Source organism: Indolivaga alginatilytica (assembly GCF_003201355.1).
Taxonomy (GTDB): domain Bacteria; phylum Bacteroidota; class Bacteroidia; order Bacteroidales; family Dysgonomonadaceae; genus Dysgonomonas_A; species Dysgonomonas_A alginatilytica.
Genome location: NZ_QICL01000004.1, coordinates 199,429 through 217,668, shown reverse-complemented (window position 1 = coordinate 217,668; position 18,240 = coordinate 199,429). Strand labels below are relative to the sequence as shown.

The window sequence follows — 18,240 nt, the reverse complement described above, 5'->3', positions numbered from 1 at the left end:
GTATATCGTTATATACTTTTCTGTCTTTCGTATCTTACACAGAGATATATTCTGTTATGGGTTAATTACGTCCATACGGCTGTTATATATGTCTCTGTATTATCAAAAACAAAAATGGGCATACAACCTAAAGAATTAAGTAAACTGGGATATACCAACAATGTGGCACGTAGTTTAGCGATCAACATAGTAAGCAAATATTGCAAACACGACAGCAAAGAACAAATTATAAAAATGCTTAGCGATTTGCTGGCATATCCCGATAAATATAAAGGCAATGAAGTATGGGGAAAACTGGCGGAACATTTTTCACCGATGCCGGTAGACAAATCGTTCACAGTTTACAACCTGCTCGATGAGCCTTTGGCATTCAAAACATACGGAAATAAATTTATTGATACTTTGGCCAAACAGCAAATGAATCTGGCAATGCGATTACCTGTTACACTTGCCGGAGCTATGATGCCTGACGCACACGCCGGATACGGCTTGCCTATCGGAGGTGTGCTGGCAGTAGAAAATGCGGTAATACCTTATGCTGTTGGTGTAGATATCGGTTGCAGAATGAGTCTGACCATATTCGATGCCAATGTGGACTTTTTGAAACGCTATTCACATCAGATAAAAGAAGCGTTAAAAGAATATACACACTTCGGAATGGATGGCTGTCTGGGTTTTCCTCAGGAACATGATATATTGGACAGGAATGAATTTCAGCTTACATCACTACTCAAACTGTTACATGGAAAAGTAGTTAGGCAATTAGGCTCATCAGGAGGTGGTAATCACTTTGTTGAATTTGGGGAGATAGAGTTAATAGAAAACAATGTCTTAAAACTTCCTGCGGGAAATTATACAGCCTTGCTATCACACTCAGGTTCCCGTGGAATGGGTGCAGCTATTGCCAGACATTACAGTGATGTGGCTCGTGAAGTATGTAAACTACCACGTGAGGCACAGCATTTTGCTTGGTTAGGACTGGATACCGAAGCCGGACAGGAATACTGGATGAGTATGAATCTGGCGGGAGACTTTGCACAGGCATGTCACGAGCGTATACATATCAACTTAAGCAAAGCTCTTGGATTAAAAGCATTAGCGAATGTAAATAATCATCACAATTTTGCATGGAGAGAAGAAATAGCTCCGAACAAATATGCGATAGTGCATCGTAAAGGTGCTACTCCTGCGGGAAAAGGCATTGCGGGATTTATTCCGGGAAGCATGGCAACACCGGGTTATCTGGTAAGCGGTAAAGGTGTATCCGATTCGTTAAACTCTGCTTCACATGGAGCAGGACGGGCTATGTCGAGACAAAAGGCAAAAGAACAATTTACACAATCGGCTTTGAAGAAATTACTTACTCAAAACGGAGTGACTCTTATAGGCGGTAGTGTGGAAGAAATGCCTCTGGCTTATAAAGATATTGACAAGGTAATGCCTGCTCAGGAATCTTTAGTGGATATCCATGGCAGGTTTATGCCACGGATAGTTAGAATGAATAAAGAGTAATTAGCTAATGTGCCAATTAGCTAATTAAGCAATAACAAAACATGAGTAGTAAAATATACTTACAAATAACCTCCGGACGAGGTCCTGCCGAATGTTGCCGTGTGGTCGCACTCGTTTTAGAGCGAATAATGGAACAAGCTAGAAAGGCAGGGCTTAATACAGAAGTGTTGGAAAGAGAACAGGGTGTGATTAATCGCACCTTGTTTTCGGCAACACTTTCGATAGAGGGTAAAGGATGCGAAGATATAGTAAAGGAATGGGAAGGTACAATTCAATGGATTGCCCAAAGCCCTTATCGTATCTATCATAAACGCAAGAATTGGTTTATTGGGTTAAATTCCTTTATTGTACCTGACATTAAGGATACCAACGAAAAGGAAATTGAATATCAGACTCTTCGTGCATCGGGTCCCGGTGGACAGCATGTCAATAAAACCGAATCGGCGGTGAGAGCAATTCACACTCCTTCGGGATTGAGTGTTACGGCTTCCGATCAGCGTTCGCAATTGCAGAATAAAAAGCTGGCAACGAAACGGCTGTTAATTAAATTGGCTGCTTGGAATATAGAACAGAGTATGCAGGCAGCTCAGAAAAATTGGAATAATCATAATAATTTGCAACGAGGCAATCCTGTGAAAGTAATACAGGAATCGTTGAATTAAAAAGACTAAAATTATGTTTGCAAGACGAACGACAACCAGAATAAAAAAGGGCGCTGTCCAAAAGAAGAACAGGCATGCCAAAACTCCCAATTATTGGAACACACGTCAGGATGAGATTCAGATTGATATAGAAAATCCCGGGAAAGGCTACAAGCATTTCCTGAAGAAAAGGGATATAAAACAGTTCTTAGAGATATTCCCTAACAGGGAAGAAATTGATATTGAATTTGATGCTGTGTTATTATCAAGAGGAAGTTATTACAGAGATGGGTGGTACGAAAACGGAGTGATCGGAATATGTGCCTGGGAAAAAGAGATGACTAAAGAATATAGCTTAGGTTATTTCAAAGCCCACAAAGAAATATTTGATAGGCTTGAGGTTAGATATACATTAAAGGAAGATTTTGTTATATGTGATTTTACTGAGAATCAAATCAAAGCTTATTTACTTTTGCACATTTTTCTTCATGAACTGGGACACCATCATGACAGAATTAATACTAAATCACGAAAAATTGCCAGAGGAGAGAATTATGCGGAAAGCTATGCTTTAAAGTATGAGGAAATTATATGGAATAAGTATTTTGAATATTTTGAGAGATAAATATAAAAGAAAATAATGGAACAAATAAAAACAGAACAATATAAAAATCACTTACAGAAAAAGAAAGAAGTCCTGAATAATGCTGTTATTCAGCTGAAAAAAGAATTTATCGGAATTGATGGTATTATTGATCAAATAGCAAATACAATTACTTCATGGTTTTTCTTTCCCGAAATACAGGATCGTCCGATTATTATTAACCTGTGGGGATTGACAGGTATTGGTAAAACATCCTTAATCAAACGCCTCACTGAACTGATCGGTTTCTCGGAACATTATTTCCGTTTCGATCTCGGAGAATGTACTAGCCGTTACTATGATATACAAGATTCCTTTAAAGATATCTATAATAATTGTGACGGAGAACCTTTTATAATCAACTTGGACGAATTTCAACTGGCGAGGACAATAAACGAAGAGCAGGAAGAAATAGACAGGGCTTCGATCCGTGCGATATGGGATTTACTCGATTGCGGAAAGTTCGATGTTATCGACTTCGAATACAATATGAATTGGTTTAATAAACTGATAAAGAAGCTTGATCTGGCATTATATAAAGGAGTAACAGTCGAGAAAGGAATTATCTCAGGGAACGAAGACCTGTATTGGGATGTTGTGAATTCAAGCAATAGACCCGAAGTGAAGAAGAACAAGAAAGTAGAGCAAATTCCTTTTGTATCAGACAGCGATCTGGACACAATCTTCAATATGGTAGATCATTTGTTTTTGGTAAAAAGCGAATTACAAGACAAATTGAATGAGATGGATGGCGATCAGACAATTGATTATTTGATACAACTCTATAAAGCATCTTTGAAACCCAAGACAGTAGATTGTACCAAATCGTTAATATTTGTAATGGGCAATCTGGATGAAGTATACACAATGAGTCGCAATTTCAATCCCGATATGAGTGCGAATGAACTTCACCGTCAATCGACCGAAATAACGATTACAGAAGTAAAGCAGGCCTTGCTGAACCGTTTCCGTAGCGAACAAATAGCTCGTCTGGGTAACAACCATATTATCTATCCCGCATTCGACGAAAAATCATTTTACGGTATTATACGTTTAGAACTGGATAAAGTAAAAAGAAAAGTTGCAGACACCTACGGTCTCTCCATGATCTTCGATGATAAAGTAGAACGTCTGGTATATGAAGAAGGGGTATACCCTACGCAGGGAACACGACCGTTGTTTACTACTGTTCATCAGGTTGTAAATACACGTTTAGGTAAAATACTGAATGAAATCTACCTGAAAGGAGTTGAAGCAGATTCGCTTTATTTTAGAATAGACGATAAAGCTTCTGAAAAAGATAGCACTGCACTGAAGATTGATTTTTTGAAAAATGGAGAGGTTATCCACCATATTATCGATCAACAAACGTTGGTATTAGGAAAACTCCGTCAGGAAAAACGAAACGATGAACAGGCCATAGTCGCAGTACATGAGAGTGGTCATGCAGTACTTTTGTCTGTGCTGATGAAAACAATTCCTGAGGTCGTATTTTCGGTAACAGCCGATAGCAACAGCGATGGATTTGTCCTTTCCCGACCCGAATGGAATTACATTTCTAAAAAAGAAATCATAAACCGTTTGGCCGTTTTGCTGGGAGGTCTTGTTGCCGAACGTATTATCTTTGGAGAAGAGAATGTAACTATCGGTTCGAGTTCAGATTTGAGCAAAGCCACGAAATTAGCAACTTATGTGCTATATATTTGTGGGATGGGAGACGTAAAAGCCGCTTTCGGAAATGAGAATATGAACGGTACGCCATCGGTCATATTTGACAACAGTAGTGAAACCGTTAATAAAGATGCAAAGGAATTGCTCTTGAAAGCAGAACAATTGGCATACTCAACATTACAAAAACAGGAAAAATTATTAATCAAAATGGCTGACTATTTGAGTGATAAGCGAACCTTAACAAAAGAACAGGTAAAAGAATTTATAGGACAATATGCAGTGGATTTCAGTTTGGACGAAATCATCGAAGATGCAGAACATATTTTCTATCGCAGACACTTAAAAGGGTTAGCAGAGAAATACAACTAAAATGACAGAAGAACATAAAAAACGGATCGGTAAGTTTCTGAGCCTAGTGCTTCGACACGAACCTCAAAAAATAGGCTTAGAACTTGACGAACAGGGTTGGGCGAATGTACAGGAACTTATTGAAAAGTTTAAAAAGCACCGCTATCATTTCTCCATGGAAGAATTGGAGGAAATTGTCGAAACAAATAATAAGCAACGCTACTCGTTCAATGAAAAAAGGAATAAAATAAGGGCTAATCAAGGACATTCGATAGATATAGATCTGGCTTTATCTCCTGTCGAGCCTCCCGAATTTCTATATCATGGAACAGCTACACGGTTTCTGTCCTCTATTATGAAGGAAGGAATCATAAAAGGCAGCCGTCAGCATGTACATTTGAGCAGTGATAAGGAGACGGCAGAAAAAGTGGGTTCCAGACATGGCAAGGTTTGCATCTTAACTATTATGACTGGTAAGATGCATGAAGATGGTGTTTTGTTTTATTGTTCAGACAATGGGGTTTGGCTTACTGATTTTGTAGATGTAAAGTATATATCGAAGTAATAACATATTAATAATTTAGAAATCTTGTAATTGTTAGCGTATATATGAGATTTGAATCTCAACTTCAGCCTGTAAATATAAATTTGTAAGGCTCATAATTCATATTTTTAGAAACTATAACTTATACCACCGTTAACACGTAAACCCGACCAATCAATTTCACTTTCAATTTCTGATATTTTAGATGAGAAATTTATTTCATAACCAGTAGAAACAAATAGTCCAATGTGTGAAGTAAAATTATATTTTACTCCTAACTGAGGCAAAAGACTAACACTTGTATTATTATAGCTATTATCTTCCAGTTCCAGAATGTTGTTTTTCGGAAAAACTTCCTGATCTATTTTAATTTTTGAAAAAATAAGGCTAGGTGAAATTTCTCCATAAAAAGACATGCTTTGATTTTCGCCCATACTAATACTATAAAAATAATTTCGATAGAATATTCCTCCCCGATATCCACTTACTTTTATCTCTGAACTTATTTTTCCCGAATAGTCGGCATAGGAAATCTTTCCTGCAGTATTTAAATAACTAACGGTTATTCCGAATTCATGTTTTTGCATTCTATAACCTAGATCAAAGGTATGCATGATATAACCCGGGAAATTATCAGTAGTTGAAATATCTAATCCCGGGACTTTAGCTAAAATAGCATTCCGTGTACCTGATAATAAATCTTTCATATCAGACATTTTATATGATCCGTAACCTACAGAATATTTTACTGTTATCTGAGATTGTGCTTGTAGAATAAAAAATAAACTTAATAAAACTAAAATTGCTTTTTTCATTATTTCAAGTATTTTGAGATATCCCAATAAGGATTATTTGTGACAAGAGTATTATTAAATATATATGTATTACCAACTAAGTCTTTGCTATAATAAGTGCTTAGTTTGATGTTGTAAGTTTTGATATCAGTTATTGACTTTCGAATATGTCCTTTTTTATTAGTTTTAAAATCTAAGTCATAATATAGTATATAACCTGTATATGGGTCTGTAGAGATATATGTTCCTTCTATTACCTCTGTCTTACTTAAAGTTTCTAGATTCAACTTATAAAAACTTTTTGACTCTTGAACAATCAATTCATTATCAGTAATCGGATCAAAATAACAGCCAGAAACATTAGAAATATCCATATCTTTATACAATATCGCTCCTCCTTCTTTTATCTGATATATTTTTATATTGTCAAAAGTATTGTATATACACATATATTTACCATCATCGGAGACTGTAATCTTAGTTTTATACGGAGATGTTGGCACAGTGATATTATACAGAAGTTCACCTTTGATATTATAAATCATACATTTTCTCGAATAGCTCATTCCACTTATAATAATCATATCATTGTCTGTAATGGCGAAAACATCGTCCAAGTTTGTATATATCGTGTTTCCATCTATTTCAAACTTGTTTAATTGATTCATATCTTTATCAAAAATATGAATCTGTCTGGTCAGAGATTGAAGAACTGCAACTTTTCCTGTTTGTGAAGAGCAAGATAGTTTGTCATTTTCGTGATAGTCTATATAGCTAATAGATACTGTCTTGAGCTGTTCTTTTGTGATTACATCGTATTGTGCTATACTGTATCCCCTAAAAGCGTATAGTAACTTATTTCCGGTATCAGCTACGAAATATCTGTTGTAGTAGTCTCTTGGGAGAAATGTTGGATAATAATAGTAAAAGAAATTCTCGCCCCATGTCCAATAATTATTACCTTCATAATTTTCTGGCAATACATATATTGAACCATAAATATCTTCTGGGAATGGTGGCAGCGAAATATTTTTGCTAGTTGATGTATATTCTAAAGTTTCTGTTTTTGTGAATCCTTCTTCATCCACACCATAAGCAAATATATATTTACATCTATATTTGTTTTTATTCCATGACACAAAACCACTTTCTAAATCATTTGTTTTAATCTGAATTTTCTCTCCACCTAAAGAGGAATAGCTCATGGTATACCTGTCATACCAAGGTTCTATTTTATTATCTTTAAAGAATGTTCTTATTTGATAATCCTTATATCCATGAACGTAGTTTTCATCAATTATATATGTTTGATTGGGGTCTGATATTGTAATAGTTATTTCTGAGTTCCATGACCAATCCTTGTCATAAGTAATTTCGTACCTGTCAACTTCCAGTCCTTCAATATTGGGCTTCTTCCATTGTATTTTCAAGTAATCGCTCTCAGATAAACCATCTGTTATTTGCAATCCTCTATCTACATGGATATATTTTAGGGTATACTCTTTCTCTCCAATGTATCTTTCCAAACCCAATTTTTCTGCCAGACTATGCGTTCCGGAAGTAGATTCAACATATAGTTTAAGCTTATGAATACTATTGTCATAGGCATCGGGATTGATTAATATTCCATTGTGGCTGTTCTCAAGAGGTATACCGTCTAGAGTTATTTCCGTTTTCAATATTTTGTCAATTTCTTCATCTATGCTATAACTTAGCCATGTTTTATCATAAATATAAATAATGTCATTATCTCTGACCCCATACAAGTTGATGTCAATTTCTTTATCTGGAATTGGCTTTTCTTTTTCTACAAAGTGAGTCTCTTCAGTTTGATATTCACATGAGTATGTAAATAAAAGAATGAATATTATAGCTATTCCTTTTTTCATTATTTAGTCTTCTTCATGAATTTTGAGATGTCGAAGTATGAACCCCATGCATGGATTGAAGGACTCACTAAAATATTATTATATGACAGAGGCTCTTCGCTATCAATACTCATTTGAAATAAAAGTTTTGAAAAAGTCGGGTCCAGCACATTAATATTTTGATATAATTGGCCAGAAGTAGTATATAAAAAATTGCCATTAACCACATCTACAGACGAAAATTGACCATCAATTTCTGCTATTTTGTTGAAAGAGGGTAGTTCTGATACACGAAATTTTTGATTATTCCCCTGTATTAATTGAGTTGGATTGGAAGAGTTAAAATAAATAAAAGGTCCATTAGCCATTAAATCGTTATAGCTTAATGTTTTTATTAATTTGGTTTGGTTTCCATTCAATTCTAAAATATCAACTTGCATGGAAGATTCATCATTGAAATTAAATAGACTCAATAACATATATTTATTATCAGCAGATAATCTCATCTCGTTGATGTTCTTTCCAGAAGTTGGGATTGGAATATCGTATAAATATTTCCCAGTATTGGCATCAAAAACCATTAAAGAGATATTATAGAAATTAGAACCACTATTATTCGAAGATATAAGTAATTTATTGTCACTGGTAAATTTCAAAATCTCATATGTTGGATGTACACCGTATGCTAATTCGATCTGAGTCGGGTTTGTAAAGCTATGATTTTTATATATACTTATTTTATTGTAATCTCTTACAGCTATCTTAGTGGAATATTGATCACAAGACATGGATATACTAATTGTTTCATCAAAACTCATAACTTTAGCCGTCTTCATTGTTACCATATCGGTTTTGTATATACCTCTTCTTGCCAAAATATATAGTAAATTTCCTTTCGAATAAGGAACAAAACCCAAGGGATCATCACTAATATTGAATTGATCATAAAAATACTTCGTACCAAAAGAGCCTTGGCTGAAAAAACCTGGATGACGAGTAAGCTCATAGTTTGTTTGTTTTCCTAATAAATGCACATCAATCATATCGTAGTTACTCCATCTCCATGCAATGTAGGGGAATGGCAACCTTTCTACATCTATAGTGTTTGTCCCATCAACTACAAGAATATTTTTATCATCAAATAATCTTACTATTTGCGTGCAATTAAATTCCGGTTGGGGCCAGGATATACGTATTGTTTTTAAATCGATATCTTCGAAGACAAAATCATCTTTACTAAGTTTTTTATATACAGGTATATATTTTGTGGTAAAACTAAATAGATCACTATATAGCCATACTGTAAACCGGTATTCTCTTTCCCCATAAGCATAATTTTCGTCTACAAAACTTGTTTTATTCTGATCTTCGATGTTTTTAGTTTGCCAACCTCCTAACTGACTATCATAGTATTCTATCAAATATTTGATCACAGGCATTCGGTTTATATTCGGCTTATCCCAGATAAGTTCTAAATAACCAGCAGTACTACGCTGTTGTCTTAAATTCAAATGTATATCTTGTATTGTCAATTGTTTATATTGAGCAATATACATATCCGTCCAAGGTTTGATTTTATTGTTCTCGAAGTATGTTGTAATTTTATATTCCCGAAATCCATATACATAGTCGTTATCGATAAAAAAGGAATTTTCAGGATTATCTATATCAAAGCTTTTCTCCTTCCCCGATATAATGTCGTAGTATGATATATTATATTTTGCAACCGGAGTTTGTTCTAATGACGGTTTATCCCATACAAGTTTCAAACGGCCATCATTCGTCATTTCTTGAACAATGTTTAATTTCAGATCAGTTTTTATAAATCTGACTTTGAATGAGAACTCCCCTACGTATTTTTCCAGATATAATTTATCTGCCAAACTGCCAGTATTTGATTTTAGTTCGACTTTTACTTTTAGATTTTGTTCCTTCTCTTGATCAGATGAATATAAAATGATAGCATTATTATTTTTAGGAATACTCTGACCATCTAAAGTAAATGTAATATTTAATAATTGCTGACTTACAGCATCAATAGAGTAAATCAGTTCTGTTGTTGTATATATATAAATTATCCCGTCTTCTCCTATATTCCGGATATTCAACCTTAAATCAATATTTTCAGAAGGTTTTTCTTTTTCAACGAAATAATCCTTTTCTGTTTCATATTCACAACTAAAAAATAATAAGGATAAAACAATGAAAATGGATCTTACAAAATATTTATTCATAGTAATAGGTTAATTTTTGTACAAATATATCATATTTTTCTTACCACATCTAGCTACCGATGATTGTTTGATAAATAATCATCATTGAAGATAATGACCAAAGAATTAAAAACTCAAAAACTTCATCAGGTATGTAGTCAGAGGAATTTTTATTACCAAGATGATAGATGAAAGTTACCATCTGATTGCCGTGGCGAAGTTTGCAGGAAATAGCCCCTAATGCTATCGAGCAGATTTCTTATTTACTCTTTATACGTAGAATAGATGAGACTGATACTTTAGAAAAAGCTAAAGCTATTTTTGCTGAATAGTAATTCAAATCCATCTTTGCCGGAAAAGAAAATTGTCGTTGGTCATACTTCCCCTCGATACAACAAATATAAAATATATTATATCAAGAACTTAACACTATGTCGGTACAAATAGATTTATAAGTTCTGTTTGCGTTCTATTCTGTATCAATTATTTAGCTAAAATACGTGATTTTTATTAAAGGACGAAATGTTAGGTGGGAAGTGATTGAAATATTATCTGATATTTGATCTATGAACAAACATTTAGATATAAGTTTTTATTGGGTAGTGTTACCCAATAAAAACTACCCTATTGACTACCCTGAATTGAAATTGTTTTTTACCTATTGAGAATATAGTTTATAAATATCGTAAGGAGTATTATAAAGCTATTGCAGTTAGTGGAGGTGAAGATGGCTGTAAACTATTTATAGATTTTACTTTAGGTGTAATTGATGAAACGTTGGCTCTTGAAAGCAACACACCATGCTCGATACGTGACAAAATCATAGAACAGATAGGGAATAATTCCAAGATTACACGTAACGAGTCAGCCTCTATATTAGGTATAACGTCCGATGGAGTTAAATATCACCTTCAGAAAATGACAGCAGAGGGTCTAATTTTCTGTATCGGTTCGGCTAGGGATGGATTTTGGGAAAGTTACAGACAATTAATTAAAAAAATGAATATCTATAAGTTAAAGTAAATATTTAGTTAAATTTGCTAACAAAGGAAAGTAAACGAAAATGGAATTTGAAATTTACGCCTTGCTATGACAAGAAGATTCTTGATGAACAGCCACTGAGCCTGCCTTTAGGAGCTACAATGTGGCAAGATACAGAATTTATTGGACATAAGCCTGAAAATTTAATAGTTAATATACCAACAAGGAAACCTAAAATCAAGCTATTGACTGATAATCAGAAAGAAGAAAACAGAAAAAAGCACGTTTTTGCATCCTTGTAGAATATGCCATCGGCGGTGTCAAAAATTGTCTTATTCTCAAAGAAGGTTTCAGATGTTGCAAGTTTGGATTTGACGATTTAGTCATGCTCATTGCTTGCGGTCTACATAATTTTAGAATTTCAATTTCACTGATTTTGAATCATATATACCTTTATTGAATATAATAGTCATTAATATATTAAGGAATTCATATATGAATATTTCTGAAATAAAATGACAGTAATGTGAAATATCAAATATATTTTTTATATTGTACAGTAAAAATTATTTGAAGATGATTAAATGATCGAAAAACATTATAAATATAAATTAGGTGTTGCATTAGCATTTGGAACTGAAGCGAATACTGGAAATTTTGAAATGATCGTATTTCAAAATATAATTATAAACAGTTGATTACATTCAATTTACACCAATTATTATCGAGCGAGGTCTCGAAGAACTGCTTTCATTCCCACCTGTATATTTAAAAGCGGAAAATCGAAATGAGTTATTTAAATCAGTAATTGGAGATAAAGAATTCAGTCAAAAAGATTATATGCACCATTTTAAATATATATAATCGACAGCACCTGTTACTCGTGATTTGAGAGAACAGGTAGAAAAAGATATTTTACCAAAATAGGGGATGGGAGATTAATACTATATAGATATAATTAGTTAATTTTGGAAACAAAAGCAACTATCATATTTTAATTAAAAGAAGTGGGAGAGAAAAAAACAAGAAATAGTTATGGATTTTTGATAGAGAAAAGTAAAGAATAATTAAAGGTCAAATTACAAAGCATAATCAAATGTCATTATCATTAAGCGCAGAACAAAAAAATATAAAAAACATATTCCTCAATGAGGACCAGTATGTAATACCCTCTTACCAAAGGCCTTATTCATGGGAATATGATCAATGTTTCCAACTTTATAATGATCTAATGGAAGCATTCGAAGAAAATACAGATTACTTTATTGGAAATATAATCATTGCGAAAAGCACAAATAATAAAGGGATTCTTCAAGTTGTAGATGGGCAACAGAGAATAATAACACTTTTTTTATTTCTTAAAGTGTTATCAATATTATATCCTGAAATGAAAATTCTAAAAAAAATGTTAGAGATAGAATCATGGGAGGGAGATGATAGCTTTTCAAGGATTAGATCTGAGATTTTTGAGAGTAGTGATGGTAATGATTTAGATAAAATTTTTAAATATCAAAATGATGATTTTGAAGAAAAACGAAAAAAAGTATCTGATAAACAAGGATGGATTCTAGAAAGATTATGTGATAACCGTATTGAAGCTAATAGTTTATTCTTTTATGGTTGGTTGGTAGATTTTCAAAGATCCGTCGGTTTGGATAAGAGTAAAGAGTTTATAAAATTTTTATTGGAGAATGTATATTTATTACCAATCGAATTAGTCGGTAACTCTATTGATGAAGCTAATACTAAAGCTTTAGTTATTTTTGAAACAATAAATAACCGAGGAATGAACTTAGAGGATGCAGATATTTTTAAAGCAAAGTTATACAATAAAGCAAAGAGAAAGGAGGAAGAGGATTCTTTTATTAGGCTATGGGTGGATTTCAAAGCCTCTTGCGATGCTTTACAATTAAAGGTCGATGATGTGTTTAGGTACTATTCACATATAATAAGGGGAACTGAAGGAATTACAACTGGAGAAAAAAACTTGAGAGAGTTTTTTATAAATAAATCATATTCACCTTTAAGTTTTAAGGATTATCAGGATGTTTTATCTGATTTATTTAAGATCACAGAAATCCTAGAATATCTTAATCAAGAAAAGATAAAAACGACAGACACAGCCATATGGTTACAGCTAATAGATGCATATACGAATCAATACCCCAAATATGCGATTGTAAATTTTCTATACGTTTATGGATTTAAAGAAGATAGGAAGTTTATCGATTTTTTGAAATCGATAGTTCGATATATATATTATCAAGGGTCTACTACTACTGTAAAATTCGAAATTTATAATATAATAAAACAAACCTCTAGCAAAACAGATATAGATTCTTATAAGAGGAGTGAAATTCCAATAGATTATTTTCTCTATTTAGGAAGGTTAAAGAAAGGATTTGCGTTGCTAGCTTTTTATTTAGAGAATCATATTAACATCCCTTCTTACACAATAGATAGAATTATAACGACCAAGGATAAGCATTTACTCTCGGAAGATTGGGAAAATGTAGATTTGAATAATGTGGTAGAAAGCTTAGGGAATTTTGTCGTTTTAGATATACCTAAAAGAAATCTTCCATTTGATAAAAAAAGCGAATACTATATTAAATCTCATATAGATAATGTAAGAGCTCTTTTAAATAATAATAATTTTACGTATCATGATTTTATAAATAGAGACAATCATCTTAAGAATATTCTTCTATCATTTTTTTCAAAATAATTAGTCATGGAAAAATTATTTATTAATTATTTCAAGGCATTTAGTGAAGAGCTAGAACTGAAGATAGGTAATAAAAATTTATTACTATATGGTGAAAATGGGGCTGGAAAAAGCTCTATATATGAAGCAATAAAATACATCTTTTTTCAAGATAAAATTGAGGGTCTTAAAATCCGCACAACTATTACTCCAGAAGAGAAGCAACAACAAAAGAATGACTTAAAATCATCTTATAATAATAAACAGGTTAATAACCCTTTTCAACTAAAGATAAACAACACCGACTATGACTCATTTAACAAAATAGATTATCAAGTTTTCATGATATCTTCTGAGGATATTCTGGTCAAGTCTAATATTTCTCTTGAAGATGTTATGCGAACTTGTTACTTTAATATTGGAGATACAGATATTTTTTTGAATAATTATTACGATTTAATTGAAAGTGAAGTTAATCTTATCCTAAAAAGGGATTTTAAAGAAGATATTCGAATCTCTATTGATAATAGTGATAATTTTAAATGTATTATAATTGATGACCCAAAGAATTTAAGGAGAAAAGAAGAATTAAAGAATTACTTTAATGAAGCCAAATTAAATCTAATTATTTTACTTCTACTCTTTACTATAATTCATATAGCTGAAGATTCCTCAAAGAAAAGGCTTCTAATTTTGGACGATTTTGTTACAAGTATGGATGCTTCAAATAGAACATATCTTATAAACCATGTTTTATCAACATTTTGTAATTTCCAAAAAATAATACTAACACATAATATAAGTTTTTACAATTTAATAATGTTTGTTATTAATGAAATAAATATCGAAAACCCCAAATGGGATTTTTGTAATTTATATGAACTTAACAATTCTCACAAAGTCTACCAGAAATCTCTTATTGAGAAAGTTAGTTGCATACGAACAGATTTTAATGCAGGAGGTTATAATATAACAGAATTAGGTAATCGCATTAGAAAAAAAATTGAAATATTATTGTATGAGTTTTCTAAATTAATGATGATTGGTGCTGTTGAAGAATCGAAAAATATCCTGTCTTCCATATTAAATGACAAATCGATTTATTATGATAACAATAAAACTGGTTATGATTTGATTAATGATGTCAAAATCATTTTAGCTGACGGAAATGATCGTGATTTAAGAAATAGAATATGTAATAAAATAGATAGTTATGGAAAAATAAACCATTCACAATTAAAAAGCATTCTTAAAAACTTAAAATTATATCAAAAAGTAACTATGCATCCCCTATCTCATGCTACAATCGGTTTAACAACGTTTACAGTAAAAGAAATTATAGAATGTTTAGATCTGTTAGAAAAAATAGAATCTAACTTGAAAGGATGCATAAATGGTAATGTCGTTAATCTCTAAATAATAAAAATAATTGATGAAAATATAATTATGGCAGACGTTCATTCAAAAGAAATAAGAAGTTACAATATGAGCAAAATTAAAGGGAAGAATAACAAACCTGAAATTTTGGTAAGAAAGCATCTTTTTTCTCAAGGACTAAGATATCGACTTTACTCTAAAACACTTCCAGGTAAACCAGATATTGTATTGCCAAAATATAAAACAGTAATATTTATCAATGGTTGTTTCTGGCATGGCCATGAAGGATGTCGATACTTTGTTATACCGAAAACTAGAACTGATTTCTGGCTTAATAAAATCAACAATAACAAACAACATGATAAAACAACATTCTGTTTACTTGAAGAAATGCAATGGCATGTACTAACCATCTGGGAGTGTGACTTGAAAAAAGAAAAAAGAGATAAAACACTCTACATGTTGGTAAATGATATAAAAAAACAATATTAAGAATGTTAGATTTTTATTATAAATATTACAATAACAGATTTGCATTAAAAAGCAGAGAACTTTCAAAAGAGATAGATTCAGTTTTTTTATTGAAAGGAATAAAACCTACCTCCACATCTGAAATTGTAATAAATAAAAAATATAAGGAAATTCTGGGTAATGATTTGTTTTCTGAACTAAATAATCTTTACTATACTATTCAATCCTATTTTGGTGAAGATCCATTTTTATCCAGATATCTGGATAAAAACAAAACATTTGATAATGAAACAGAGTTTCATTTTGCGGATTTCTTCTGTGGAGCTGGTGGACTCAGCGAAGGAATTATCCAAGCGGGATTTAGCCCTGTGTTTGTGAATGATCATAATAAATCGGCTCTGGAAACCTACTATTTTAACCACAACCTTCCATTAGACAATTTTTTCGGTGGAGACATCGAAAATCTTACAATCGAGCTTGATAATTTCAGACATCTTTTCCGGAACATCAGACTTGTAGCTGGAGGACCTCCTTGTCAGGGATTTTCCATGGCAAACAGACAACCATTGAAAGATGACCCCCGGAATTCTTTATATAGATTTTATCTTACTATGATTTCTGTAATCAGACCAGACTGGTTTATTATGGAGAATGTTAAGGGAATGAAAAATAAAGAAAGTGAGATAGAAAGTGATATACGTAAAATTGCAGGGCAAGAATATGAGTTTTTTCCAATGGTACTGAACGCTAAAGATTTTGGTATTCCTCAGAATAGGGAGAGATATTTTCTCATCGGAAATAGAATCGGTATTTCACCGCTCGAAATGCAGATGAAGTTTAATGTGATCAGTAATGGATATAAACCATACGTTCTGAAGGATGCTTTATTTGGATTACCAGAGATATCTACCAATCCTCATATAAAAAGTTCTCATCTTGATAGTGAGAAACATGGGTATACAACCCGTAAATTTATGATTAAGAGCAATAAATATATTTCTGAAATCAACTCTTACCGGGAAGTACAATATCTGCTGAATCATAAGTCCAGATATAATAATGATAATGATATTGAGATTTTCAGCCGCCTTCTACCTGGAGAGGATTCTACAGCGGAAAGCATACAGGATATTCTGAAATATAAAAACAGAGAAGAAATATTTAAAGATAAATATAAGAAACTCAGAAGTGATGAGATTTGTAAAACTATTACATCTCACATGAGACTAGATTGCCATATGTATATTCATCCGACACAAGCACGGGGATTGAGCCCTCGGGAGGCAGCAAGAGTTCAGACATTTCCAGATGATTACTTTTTCAGAGGTTCTCTGAATGACTGGTACTATCAGATAGGTAATGCCGTTCCTGTCAAATTAGCTAAAGTGATTGCAACGACAATAAAAAGTTTCTACGAATGAGGTATATAGAACTATTTTCAGGTATTGGTGGTTTCAAGAAAGCGTCCGAGTTATTAAGTCGGGATTCAGGCATTCCTTTCGATTGTGTTGCTTTCTCTGAAATAGATGCTCATGCTTTAAAGACGTATAAAGCGAATTATAATATTACTGAAGAAACGGAAATGAATGATATTATTTCTTTTGCTGATAAAGATGAAAATGTCAATTCTCTTGTAGATTTTGATATTCTTATGGGAGGATTTCCCTGTCAGGCTTTTAGCCTTATGGGGAAACAGCTGGGTTTTAGTGATGACCGCGGTTCTATACTTTTCAGTATAAAAAAAATTTTGAATGTGAAAACTCCTGAATTTATAGTGCTTGAGAATGTAAGACATCTCGAGAAACACAACAATGGAGATACACTCCATAACATTATGAATTTTTTTCGGAAAAACGGATATCATTTTGTCGAAACAGTTGTATTGAACACAAGAGAGTTTGGACTTCCACAGAGGCGGTCCAGGATATTTATTGTATGCAGTAGAAGAGAATTGGAAATTGAACTTACTCAAGAAAGAATAATTGACAATTTCAGAAATATCGATGAACATTCTTTATGTATATACAATAATGTTCTAGATATACTGGACAAAAATGTTGACAATAAATACTATCTTTCAGAGAAAATAAAACATACTATCTTAGCAGATGGTTCTAAAAATTTTAAATCCAAATCACAGATTGATTTGGATATTGCAAGAACTCTGACTGCAACAATGGTAAAAATGCATCGAGCATGTCAAGATAATTATTATTCAGATGATTATATCATAAACGGTATAAGTCATAAAGATACAGCAAAGGAAATATTATATACCCAACCTGTTAGGAAGTTGACCCCAAAAGAAGCTCTCATGCTTCAAGGATTTGATGAAGAATTCTTTAATAATGCAAAAGATGCTGAGGTAAGTGATCATCAACTTTATAAACAGGCTGGAAATGGACTGAGCGTAAATACAATGTATGCGTTATTGCATTATTTGTTTGTAAATCAACGAATTCAGGATTAA

General features: G+C 32.5%; 15 protein-coding genes. 12 read left to right on the top strand and 3 right to left on the bottom strand.

Annotated features, from left to right (window positions below):
- Positions 1-114 precede the first annotated feature (114 nt).
- From CLV62_RS06100 to CLV62_RS06080, 5 genes are read left to right on the top strand one after another with little or no spacing between them, the layout of a single operon-like run.
- Positions 115-1,512 (top strand): RtcB family protein, encoded by a 1,398-nt coding sequence (locus CLV62_RS06100; protein ID WP_110309895.1) that lies wholly within the window; start codon positions 115-117, stop codon positions 1,510-1,512.
- A gap of 41 nt (positions 1,513-1,553) precedes the next feature.
- Positions 1,554-2,174, top strand: a complete 621-nt coding sequence (gene prfH / locus CLV62_RS06095; RefSeq protein WP_110309894.1) for a peptide chain release factor H — start codon at positions 1,554-1,556, stop codon at positions 2,172-2,174.
- A gap of 13 nt (positions 2,175-2,187) precedes the next feature.
- Entirely contained in the window at positions 2,188-2,778 is a 591-nt protein-coding gene (locus tag CLV62_RS06090) for a hypothetical protein (protein WP_110309893.1), read from the top strand.
- Between the two features lie 15 nt (positions 2,779-2,793).
- The gene (locus CLV62_RS06085) at positions 2,794-4,836 is read left to right on the top strand and encodes a M41 family metallopeptidase (RefSeq protein WP_110309892.1); all 2,043 of its coding nucleotides are present in this window, start codon (positions 2,794-2,796) and stop codon (positions 4,834-4,836) included.
- Position 4,837: 1 nt separating this feature from the next.
- Positions 4,838-5,380 carry an RNA 2'-phosphotransferase gene (locus CLV62_RS06080; RefSeq protein ID WP_110309891.1) on the top strand — a complete coding sequence of 181 codons (543 nt, stop codon included), beginning with the start codon at positions 4,838-4,840 and terminating at the stop codon, positions 5,378-5,380.
- A 107-nt stretch (positions 5,381-5,487) separates the two neighbouring features.
- Here the strand turns inward: CLV62_RS06080 and CLV62_RS06075 are convergent, their stop codons facing one another.
- From CLV62_RS06075 to CLV62_RS06065, 3 genes are read right to left on the bottom strand one after another with little or no spacing between them, the layout of a single operon-like run.
- Positions 5,488-6,174: an outer membrane beta-barrel protein gene (locus CLV62_RS06075; RefSeq protein ID WP_110309890.1), complete on the bottom strand. Its 687-nt coding sequence runs from the start codon at positions 6,172-6,174 to the stop codon at positions 5,488-5,490.
- Positions 6,174-8,042 (bottom strand): hypothetical protein, encoded by a 1,869-nt coding sequence (locus CLV62_RS06070; protein WP_110309889.1) that lies wholly within the window; start codon positions 8,040-8,042, stop codon positions 6,174-6,176. The genes CLV62_RS06075 and CLV62_RS06070 overlap by 1 nt, the downstream gene beginning before the upstream one ends.
- Entirely contained in the window at positions 8,042-10,255 is a 2,214-nt protein-coding gene (locus CLV62_RS06065; RefSeq protein WP_110309888.1) for a fibronectin type III domain-containing protein, read from the bottom strand. The genes CLV62_RS06070 and CLV62_RS06065 overlap by 1 nt, the downstream gene beginning before the upstream one ends.
- Before the next feature lie 756 nt (positions 10,256-11,011).
- Between CLV62_RS06065 and CLV62_RS22345 the strand changes: the two genes are divergently transcribed.
- The 7 genes from CLV62_RS22345 to CLV62_RS06025 all read left to right on the top strand — a co-directional run bounded on the left by CLV62_RS22345 (position 11,012) and on the right by CLV62_RS06025 (position 18,240).
- Positions 11,012-11,257: a winged helix-turn-helix domain-containing protein gene (locus CLV62_RS22345; protein ID WP_170120020.1), complete on the top strand. Its 246-nt coding sequence runs from the start codon at positions 11,012-11,014 to the stop codon at positions 11,255-11,257.
- A 14-nt stretch (positions 11,258-11,271) separates the two neighbouring features.
- On the top strand, positions 11,272-11,517 hold the full coding sequence (locus CLV62_RS06050) for a hypothetical protein (RefSeq protein WP_110309885.1): 246 nt from the start codon (positions 11,272-11,274) through the stop codon (positions 11,515-11,517).
- Between the two features lie 794 nt (positions 11,518-12,311).
- Complete coding sequence (locus CLV62_RS06045; protein WP_110309884.1) at positions 12,312-13,943, top strand: DUF262 domain-containing protein; 1,632 nt, start codon at positions 12,312-12,314, stop codon at positions 13,941-13,943.
- Between the two features lie 6 nt (positions 13,944-13,949).
- Positions 13,950-15,338, top strand: a complete 1,389-nt coding sequence (locus tag CLV62_RS06040) for an AAA family ATPase (protein WP_110309883.1) — start codon at positions 13,950-13,952, stop codon at positions 15,336-15,338.
- Between the two features lie 30 nt (positions 15,339-15,368).
- A complete protein-coding gene (locus CLV62_RS06035) occupies positions 15,369-15,791 on the top strand; it encodes a very short patch repair endonuclease (protein ID WP_110309882.1) in 423 nt (140 codons plus the stop codon).
- Positions 15,792-15,793: 2 nt separating this feature from the next.
- Entirely contained in the window at positions 15,794-17,191 is a 1,398-nt protein-coding gene (locus CLV62_RS06030) for a DNA cytosine methyltransferase (protein ID WP_110309881.1), read from the top strand.
- The gene (locus CLV62_RS06025) at positions 17,188-18,240 is read left to right on the top strand and encodes a DNA cytosine methyltransferase (protein ID WP_110309880.1); all 1,053 of its coding nucleotides are present in this window, start codon (positions 17,188-17,190) and stop codon (positions 18,238-18,240) included. The genes CLV62_RS06030 and CLV62_RS06025 overlap by 4 nt, the downstream gene beginning before the upstream one ends.

Coding starts and splice junctions, on each gene's coding strand:
- CLV62_RS06035 (WP_110309882.1), top strand. CDS start 15,369: ATGGCAGACGTTCATTCAAAAGAAATAAGAAGTTACAATATGAGCAAA.
- CLV62_RS06065 (WP_110309888.1), bottom strand. CDS start 10,255: ATGAATAAATATTTTGTAAGATCCATTTTCATTGTTTTATCCTTATTA.
- CLV62_RS06025 (WP_110309880.1), top strand. CDS start 17,188: ATGAGGTATATAGAACTATTTTCAGGTATTGGTGGTTTCAAGAAAGCG.
- CLV62_RS06040 (WP_110309883.1), top strand. CDS start 13,950: ATGGAAAAATTATTTATTAATTATTTCAAGGCATTTAGTGAAGAGCTA.
- CLV62_RS06045 (WP_110309884.1), top strand. CDS start 12,312: ATGTCATTATCATTAAGCGCAGAACAAAAAAATATAAAAAACATATTC.
- CLV62_RS06100 (WP_110309895.1), top strand. CDS start 115: ATGGGCATACAACCTAAAGAATTAAGTAAACTGGGATATACCAACAAT.
- CLV62_RS06085 (WP_110309892.1), top strand. CDS start 2,794: ATGGAACAAATAAAAACAGAACAATATAAAAATCACTTACAGAAAAAG.
- CLV62_RS06090 (WP_110309893.1), top strand. CDS start 2,188: ATGTTTGCAAGACGAACGACAACCAGAATAAAAAAGGGCGCTGTCCAA.
- CLV62_RS06070 (WP_110309889.1), bottom strand. CDS start 8,042: ATGAAAAAAGGAATAGCTATAATATTCATTCTTTTATTTACATACTCA.
- prfH (WP_110309894.1), top strand. CDS start 1,554: ATGAGTAGTAAAATATACTTACAAATAACCTCCGGACGAGGTCCTGCC.
- CLV62_RS06080 (WP_110309891.1), top strand. CDS start 4,838: ATGACAGAAGAACATAAAAAACGGATCGGTAAGTTTCTGAGCCTAGTG.
- CLV62_RS06030 (WP_110309881.1), top strand. CDS start 15,794: ATGTTAGATTTTTATTATAAATATTACAATAACAGATTTGCATTAAAA.
- CLV62_RS06075 (WP_110309890.1), bottom strand. CDS start 6,174: ATGAAAAAAGCAATTTTAGTTTTATTAAGTTTATTTTTTATTCTACAA.